We start from the raw sequence: 7,632 nt of genomic DNA, 5'->3' as shown, positions 1-7,632 counted from the left end.
GAGTATCAATTTACACGCTGATGGACCCAGTAAAGCTGGTGTTAAGCATAAACGAATGCGAGCGATGTGGTCCGATAAGGCCCGTGATAAAGTTTTTCTAGATAGTATGCGTTAGCCCTGCCCCCGGGGTAAGAGCGACGCACAGCGTCGCTACTCAGGAACCGGGATTAACAGAAAAGAGCTTCGAAATCGGGGTTGAGATAAGTACCCGCCCAGTCCTGCCAATCTTCGACCAACCTGGATTTAACAGGGTTGTTGAGCACGTACCACATCACTCGCTCAAATTTACCTCTGTGCACCGTCCGGTCAAAATAGAAGTGTTCCCAGAACTGGGTGCCCGTTTTACCAATGAGTTTATTGCAAACCCGGGCGGTATGCGCCTTGTGGCGATTCATGAGGGCACCGATGTCGACGGTATCAAGGCCATCGGGAGCGCGAATGAGGGCGTGCACATGGTTGCCCATTACGCAGACGGCGTAGACGTATACAGCACTTTCTTTTTGAAGGAATAGCCATGAGTCAATAATCTCATGGGCCAGGTCGGAGTCTTGCAGGTAGAATGGACCGCTCGCAATGGTGTGCAAAGCTTCGTCGATATCCAGCTCGTAGCGGGCGTTCAGGGAAAATAATTCGCTGGCGTATACACCCGATTGCAGGATGCCGGGATGCGTTTTCGCTTTGATTTCTAATTCGGCCTTACAGGCTTCATGGCGCGCAGAAATTGTTTTTAAAGCAGCCTTAGGCAAACTACCCGCCAGGCGATAGGTCACGTGAACGGGACGATGATCAAGTGGTTGGTGAGGGAGTTTGGCAGGACTTTTTTTCATGCTCTCAAGATAATACCTCTGGTCGAGACGCTGCGCGTCGACCATCCGCGTCGACTTCCCGCGTTACGATCGACGCGCAGCGTCTCGACCATTGGTGTGGTTGTTTTACGGTAACTCTTCTGGTGGAGACGCTGTGCGTCGACTTCCCGTGTTGCAATCGACGCACAGCGTCTCTACCATTGGCGTGGTTGTTTTACGGTAACTCTTCTGGTCGAGACGCTGTGCGTCGGCCATCCGCGTTACGATCAACAAACCGCGTCTCAACCGGGAAGTGTACCGGCATCATACTCCGCTTCCGACATGGAAAATTCAGGGTCCACCACCTTCACCTTCTCCCACGTCAACCCGTACAACCGATACACCAACACGTCAATCTCCGCCTCTAAAGCCGAGGTGTCGGCGGTGGGGTCGGTTTGTTTGGTGGTGAGGATTTGCTGGACTAGTGTAGAAACTTTGTTTGTTTTCTTTTGATTTAGGTGGTCTTCTTTGATTATTGGAAGGCTTTCCAAATCTCCAACTGATAAACGAGGGAAGCTTCCCGCAACAATTTTATTAGAAGTGTTAAGGTAAATTGTGTTTTTATTGGTACTGACCAACCGGAAAACGGGGGCAGCGTTGGTAAGCGCCTTCGTTTCAAGCTCTTTACCTGAGAACCATATATCTACATCCGCCGTTGCAACAGAAACTAATCCCCTGACACGATGAAGCTTTTTTCTGTTTCCCGTACTATATTTTTGCTGGCGCTTCTGTTTCTGGCCCTTGCCGGCTTTTTCCCCTCACCCCTGACCATCGGCCTGGCCGCAACCGCTTTTTCTGCGCTGGCGCTTTGGCAGACTTACGCGATTTTGCGCGACGACAGTGCTGCCGCCAAGCGGAAAGGACCCACCGTTTACGAAGGCTACCAGAACGAGTAGCGATTACTGCCTCCGCGGCACCTTGCCGGCATATTCTGGCCGTTCAACCTTCTCCGCACCTGCGGCCGCGCCCGGTAAGACACTTCTTTAGTTCGCTACGACCAAACGACCAAGCGCCTTCCGCCGCTGCAGCCCGATTTTTTCGGAGGTGGTGAGGAACTCCCGCGCCTGAAAACTGATGGAGAAGATGACGAGCTGGTAAAACAGGATGCCGTAGTTGGATTCGCCGAAAATGCCGAATTCGGTGAGGGAGTTGATGGTGATGGGAATGAGGATGCCGATGAGCATCAGCTTCTTCTCTTTCGTTGCCGAAAGTATGCCCCGCAGCGTGAAAAGCATCTGGAAGAAAACAAGGGTGAGCCCGACGAAGCCCAGGTTCATCAGCACCTGCATGAAGGTGTTGTGGGTCATTTTACCGGGGTAAGTGTGGGTCGACTGAAAGTACTCTTTGTAGTCGATGCGCATGAACCCGAAGCCCAGGAGCGGCTCGCGGGGAAGACCTTCGTTGATGAGTGCTTTCCAGAAAGGCAGACGGCCGGTCATACTCATCACTTCTTCCAGGCGGGAACTGTCTCCGTCTTTCAGGACGACCTTCCAGACCGCTACCGGCGTGACCACCATCATGCCAACCAAAATGAGCGCTTTGATCTGCTTGCGGTCCGACTGCATGACGTGGAAGAAAATGATGAGTAACGCCCCGATGAGGGAAGATCTGGAGCCCGTAGCGTACAGCGCGTAGAAAATGATGAGCAGTTGAAAGCCGGTCCAGACGACCCGGTGGGCGTGGTAGAAGTTGAAAATGAGGCAAGCTACACCTACGCCCGCCAGCATGCCGAGCTCGTTGGGATTCATGATGTAGCCGCCAAGGCGCGCTTCTTCGCCTCCGTGGGTGAGGCGGTAGAAAACATCAGGCGAGACCCACATGCCGACAACGAAGATCACGATGAGGTAAAACACCGTATTGCCCAGCAACTGGTACAGCCTGATAGAATGCCCCGGAAAATACTGATCGATGAGCTGAATGGTCTTAACGAAAAAGTAGGAAAAAACGAAGCTCTGGCAAGTCATGAACCACTGCAACCCGCTGACACCTACGTTGGTACTCCACAAAAAAGAAGCGAAGCCCAGCAACAGATACCCGGCATAAAAGGCCACCGAGAGGATGTTGTCCCCCTTCGCCGACGCCGGAATGCCGTAGGCGCGTACCCGCTGGTACAGGTAAATAGAGCCGAGCAGTACCCCATTCCTCCCGATCAGTTTGATCGCCCGGGTAATTAGGATGTTTTCGCTCCACGTGAAGAAACACCCGACCATGAGAAAGAGCAGAATGAACAGGTACTTATCGACCTGCTTAAGGAACGGCTGGTGTAATTCGGGCTGTAAACTCATGCGTAGAGTTGGTTGAACTGCTTTACGATACGGGGCCAGTTGAACTGTTCTGCGACCATCTGTGCGGCATTTTTGCCGAGACTTTTCAGGGCGCGGGGCGCGAGGTGCAGGGTTTGGTTCATGGCCGAGCCCAGGGCAGGAGCATCGTTGTTACCCACCACAAATCCTGCCCGGTGTTGTTTGATGTATTCACCTACGTTGGTCGCTTCGGAGACGATGCACGGAACGCTGAAGGCTGCTGCTTCCAGCACTGCGCTGGGCAGACCTTCGTTGCGGGAAGGGTGCAGGAACACGTTCATTTGCCGCAGGAGTGCGTCTTTATCCTTACCGAACTTTGCTCCCCATAAGATTACGTTGTCGGAAATGCCGAGTTGCTCAATCAGTTCGGTTACCGCCCTGCGGCCCCCGCCGTCGCCGATCAGCCAGAGCACCACGGAGGTATTGCCCCGGAAATGCTGCGCAAATGCGGTGAGCATCAGATCGAGGCCCTTGGTGTGGTAATCGAGCCGGCCAACGAAGCCGAACACGAATGGCTCGGAGGTTGAGGCCTCGGGCGACGCTTCTTTGTTGAATTCCATACCGTACGGAATCAGGAGTGTCCGGTCAGTAGGGAAGATGGTATTAAGACCGGTAACCTCGCTGGCTCCGATGCAGTGAATGGCCGCAGCGTTTTTAAGGAGTATTTTTTCGAAGAGCTGGAAGTAAGCCAGCTTTTTCAGTTTACTGCGTTGCATCGCGACGGTATTGTACGCGCCGTGGCCGGTGATTACGTACTTCAGCCCCGCTTTTTTCAGCGCTTTGGCTGCTTTGTAGAACTGAGGAATCCATCCGCCATGCAGGTGAAATACGGTACGCTCGGTATCGAGCGCTTTTATGCTGTTCAGGAACCGTTGGTCCGGGGCGGAGAACTTGCCCGATGTGCGGAAGAGGCTTGTCGTGAAATTTCGTTCGGGGTAATTTTCGGACAGGTCGTGGGTGAACCCCCAAACCTCTGCCTTCAGGCCGGCTGCTACCTGTTGGGTAGCCAGCTGATGTACGACCTTGTTTACGCCATTCATACGGTCAGGATTGGCTTTGCCCATTACGAGATGTATAATTTCCATACGTTGAATTGGTTTTTTTTGAGGACGATGAGCCAGGTAGCCTGAAGGATCAGCTGATTGCCGATGAGGCCGATTACAGCGCCCGTTACCCCAAAATGAGTCAGCAGGAACTGGTAACTGATGAGGCTGAACGCAAAACTGATGAGGTAGGCGACGAAGTAAGACCGGTTAAGTTCCGTAACCCGAATGAGTAAGCGAACGGGGTAGGCAAGGATGATGATGGCGTACAGAACGACCATGCCCCGCAGAACGTAAGCGTACGGTACAAACTCTGCACTACCCGCAAAGCGAAGAACCTGCCCGGCGAAGAGGAATAAAACGCCGAGGCCCGCCAGAATAATCATCTGGTATACCCCAAGCGCACTTTGAAAGGCCCGGTAGCAGTGCTGTAATGAAACCTGATAGGCCTTGCTGAGCTGTGGCAAAACGTAGTTCTCGATGGTTTGAAGCAATATGTTGACAAGGCCAAACAGACTTTGCACAAAACGAAGTGCTCCTAATGCTTCCAGCCCGATCAGCAGGCCGGATGCCATAACGTAGAGATTGCCGGAAAACCACTGAGTAATGGCTGCGTAAAGCAACCACTGGCCATCGATGATGTGTATTTTGAAGTACCTTTTTATTGCCTGCAGATCGGGAAGAGCTACTGATCGCCAATAAACAACCGTGGCAATAATAATTGAGGGCAACTGACCCGCCGCCAGAAGGTACAAATAAGTATTGAGGTCAGTACTTGCTGTGCTCAGTAGGTGGAATGCCAAAAGGCCGATAGTTGACAAGGCGAAGGCCGCGGCGATAATGAGAGCAGTAATCAACTGTGCCGTAGCCAGGAAGTATTTGCGGTAGAAATCGTACCCCAGGAAGAAAGCGAGATAAAGCAAGAACGGTAAAAGGTCCTCCTGGCCAATAGCCAGTAAACTGGTATTGGCCAGGTAGGCTCCGAAAAAAAACGTGAAATAAACTAATATGAGAAAACACTGTAAAAAAATCAAGACTATGCGATAAGACGAATCGTCGGTTGTTTTACCGACATGGATCTGCATTGGCTGAATGACCAGGGCCTGACTGATGCTCAGCAAGAGGTATGAAATGATTATGAGAGACGCGTAGACGCCATACAGCTCGAGGCCCATAGATTTGGCGAGCGCAATGTTGACGACGAACCCCGTGCCACTGAACAGACACTGTTCGAGCAGGAGGGGAAGCTTTTTATTGAGGCTGGCTGACATCATTTACGGGTTATGAGTTTGCGTGCCTTTTTGATTAGCCACCACCCCTCGTGGAGGAGGGAGGGAGAATACTTATGGTTGTTGAGGATCAGGTAGAGGTTCTGGACGTTGTTTTTTGCTTTGATTTCGTTTAGCTCTCCGATGCGGCTCAGGTGCGTCTTTCTGGTGTCAACGATGCATACGTTGAGGTCTGCAAGGCTCATGAACACTATAGACTCAGCGTTTTCGGGCAGGGTGTAATTATCAATCAGTACCAGATCGTGTTCTGCGCAGAGGTTTTCGTGCCAGTTCTTCAAGCCCGCAAAAGTGAACGCTGCGAGTTCATCCTGCGGCAGCAGTACTGCGCGGCCCGGAGGAAGGGCGTTGTAGCAGGCTTCGTCAAACGTCAGAATAATGGAGTTGCGCTGTTCTTTGGCAAAGAGCTCAAGAAGATGGTTGAGGTGGAAGCGTGCTCCGTGGTTCTTGCCGAAGGCTGAAACGGAAATTGAACCGTGTGCAGGAATCATTCCCTTCATGTCAAGCTTGAATATTTCATTTTTGAAAAATGAAGAAGCCTGCGCTGAAGATTTAAAGTGAGGCGCACCGAAGAGAACCGGGATGTCGGTATTCTTTTCTACCGAGCTCAGGTCATTGACCCGGGCCTTGCTAGCGTTTACAAGGAAGATGAAAATAATAGCTCCTATCATTCCAAGCAGGGTAGACACGATAATGATGATGGGCCGGTTGGGGGAGACGGGGTTCTGGGGAATACTCGCTTTATGAATCACCCGGTGAAAAGCATGTTTTGCAGCTTTGGCAATTTCTGCTTCAATCCGTTTTTCATTGAGGAAAATATAAGATTGCTGATGAATCTGAAACTCGCGGTCGAGAATAGCAAGGATGCGTTCCCGCTCGGGAAGCCCTATGAATACCTTTTCGGCTTCTTCGATGTTGCTGGAAAGTTTATCGTATTTGGTTTTCAGGTTTTTGCGAGTATTATTGATGCTTTCGACAAAGTAGTCCGTGTAGTATTTTATCTTTTTGTCGACGTTTCCTACCAACTCGTGGTTGGGCTTGTAAATCAGGAGTAAGTCTGCTTTTTCGAGTTGAAGCTGTTTGATCTTCTTGATCATCTCGGTAGAAAGGAGATCAGTAAAGGCTTCGAAGTTAGGGGCGAGTTTCAGGAAGTCGTCTTTTCCGTTCTTGATGTACTGGTCCAGCTCTTCAATGGCTTCGAGCGACATTTGAACGTTCGTCTTCTGAATTTTTAACTGGGATATCTTCCGCAGGTCGGTTTCGGTTTCCTGCCTGATGTTGATGATGTTGTTGTTGACACGGTAACCCTCGATTTTCATCTCGGCCCGGGACAGGTCCTGATAAACCTTGGAGATCTGCTGGTCCAGAAAATCGGAGGTGACATTTGCTGTTTTGAATTTCTCCTCGATATAATCACTGATGTAAGTCTGGGCCAGGGCATCGGTGAGTAGTGCTGCTTTTTCGGGTACATTGCTCTTATAGATGATTCTGAGGATAGCAACATCTTTGTCTACGGAAACAACGTCGAGTTTAGACGCTACTTTTTCGATCAGGCGGGCGTCTGAATAGCGGACAAGTTTGTAATCACCGGTTATTTCCAGTTCAGGTTTTTCGGCCAGCAAAGCATAGTTTATGCTGAGCAGCAGGGCCGCTTTATTTCCAATCCGGAGGGTGTCTCCGAATACACCTGAATACTGATCTGTGGAGTTAGCGGGGGCGATCGTGTAGTTTACGGTGTCCCGGACTTTGATTATCCAGTCTTTATTGTAATACGATTCATCATAAATCATTAACTCATGAAAAAACGGCTTTTCGTTGAACAACTCTTTTGTGGTTACCCGGCCAATTCTGCTTAGTTCTTCAGAGATTCCCAGGCCCGTAACGGCTTTACCGATGAGTACCTGAGACTTCAGTACCTCGATTTCGGTCGCAATCTTATTAGTGGATGCAAACACATCGAGGTCTTTGAAAAGATTGTTTCCGGTTGATCCCTCGCTAAGGTCAGCGAGTTTAATCTTGGTGGTACTCTCGTACATGGGTGTAGTGTAAGAGAGGTACTTCTTTGCGAAGAGGAAGCCTGCAATCATCGCTGTGATGATGATCGGTAATCCGCGCAGGTATGGCCTTAATATGCGTAGTTGCTCGTTCATGACTG

General features: G+C 50.7%; 7 protein-coding genes. 1 reads left to right on the top strand and 6 read right to left on the bottom strand.

Features of this window, described 5'->3' with window-relative positions; genetic code table 11:
- Positions 1–167: 167 nt before the first annotated feature.
- Positions 168–827, bottom strand: coding sequence for a transposase (locus FUA23_RS20190; RefSeq protein ID WP_187271149.1), 660 nt, complete (start codon positions 825–827; stop codon positions 168–170).
- A gap of 260 nt (positions 828–1,087) precedes the next feature.
- Positions 1,088–1,336, bottom strand: a complete 249-nt coding sequence (locus FUA23_RS20185) for a hypothetical protein (protein WP_147932589.1) — start codon at positions 1,334–1,336, stop codon at positions 1,088–1,090.
- 192 nt (positions 1,337–1,528) lie between these two features.
- On the opposite strand from FUA23_RS20185, the gene FUA23_RS20180 reads away from it, so the two are divergent.
- Positions 1,529–1,741 carry a hypothetical protein gene (locus tag FUA23_RS20180; protein WP_147932588.1) on the top strand — a complete coding sequence of 71 codons (213 nt, stop codon included), beginning with the start codon at positions 1,529–1,531 and terminating at the stop codon, positions 1,739–1,741.
- Positions 1,742–1,828: 87 nt separating this feature from the next.
- On the opposite strand, the gene FUA23_RS20175 is transcribed toward FUA23_RS20180, so the two are convergent.
- The 4 genes from FUA23_RS20175 to FUA23_RS20160 are packed head-to-tail and all read right to left on the bottom strand — an operon-like array spanning position 1,829 to position 7,627.
- Complete coding sequence (locus tag FUA23_RS20175) at positions 1,829–3,130, bottom strand: O-antigen ligase family protein (RefSeq protein WP_147932587.1); 1,302 nt, start codon at positions 3,128–3,130, stop codon at positions 1,829–1,831.
- The gene (locus FUA23_RS20170) at positions 3,127–4,233 is read right to left on the bottom strand and encodes a glycosyltransferase family 4 protein (protein WP_147932586.1); all 1,107 of its coding nucleotides are present in this window, start codon (positions 4,231–4,233) and stop codon (positions 3,127–3,129) included. The genes FUA23_RS20175 and FUA23_RS20170 overlap by 4 nt, the downstream gene beginning before the upstream one ends.
- Positions 4,212–5,465 carry an MATE family efflux transporter gene (locus FUA23_RS20165; protein ID WP_147932585.1) on the bottom strand — a complete coding sequence of 418 codons (1,254 nt, stop codon included), beginning with the start codon at positions 5,463–5,465 and terminating at the stop codon, positions 4,212–4,214. The genes FUA23_RS20170 and FUA23_RS20165 overlap by 22 nt, the downstream gene beginning before the upstream one ends.
- A complete protein-coding gene (locus FUA23_RS20160; protein WP_147932584.1) occupies positions 5,462–7,627 on the bottom strand; it encodes a GumC family protein in 2,166 nt (721 codons plus the stop codon). Before FUA23_RS20160 ends, FUA23_RS20165 begins: the two co-directional genes overlap by 4 nt.
- Positions 7,628–7,632: the final 5 nt, after the last annotated feature.

Source organism: Neolewinella aurantiaca, assembly GCF_008014675.1.
Taxonomy (GTDB): Bacteria; Bacteroidota; Bacteroidia; order Chitinophagales; family Saprospiraceae; genus Neolewinella; species Neolewinella aurantiaca.
This window is presented reverse-complemented; position numbering and strand designations above follow the sequence as displayed.

Coding starts and splice junctions, on each gene's coding strand:
- FUA23_RS20170 (WP_147932586.1), bottom strand. CDS start 4,233: ATGGAAATTATACATCTCGTAATGGGCAAAGCCAATCCTGACCGTATG.
- FUA23_RS20180 (WP_147932588.1), top strand. CDS start 1,529: ATGAAGCTTTTTTCTGTTTCCCGTACTATATTTTTGCTGGCGCTTCTG.
- FUA23_RS20160 (WP_147932584.1), bottom strand. CDS start 7,627: ATGAACGAGCAACTACGCATATTAAGGCCATACCTGCGCGGATTACCG.
- FUA23_RS20175 (WP_147932587.1), bottom strand. CDS start 3,130: ATGAGTTTACAGCCCGAATTACACCAGCCGTTCCTTAAGCAGGTCGAT.
- FUA23_RS20165 (WP_147932585.1), bottom strand. CDS start 5,465: ATGATGTCAGCCAGCCTCAATAAAAAGCTTCCCCTCCTGCTCGAACAG.
- FUA23_RS20190 (WP_187271149.1), bottom strand. CDS start 827: ATGAAAAAAAGTCCTGCCAAACTCCCTCACCAACCACTTGATCATCGT.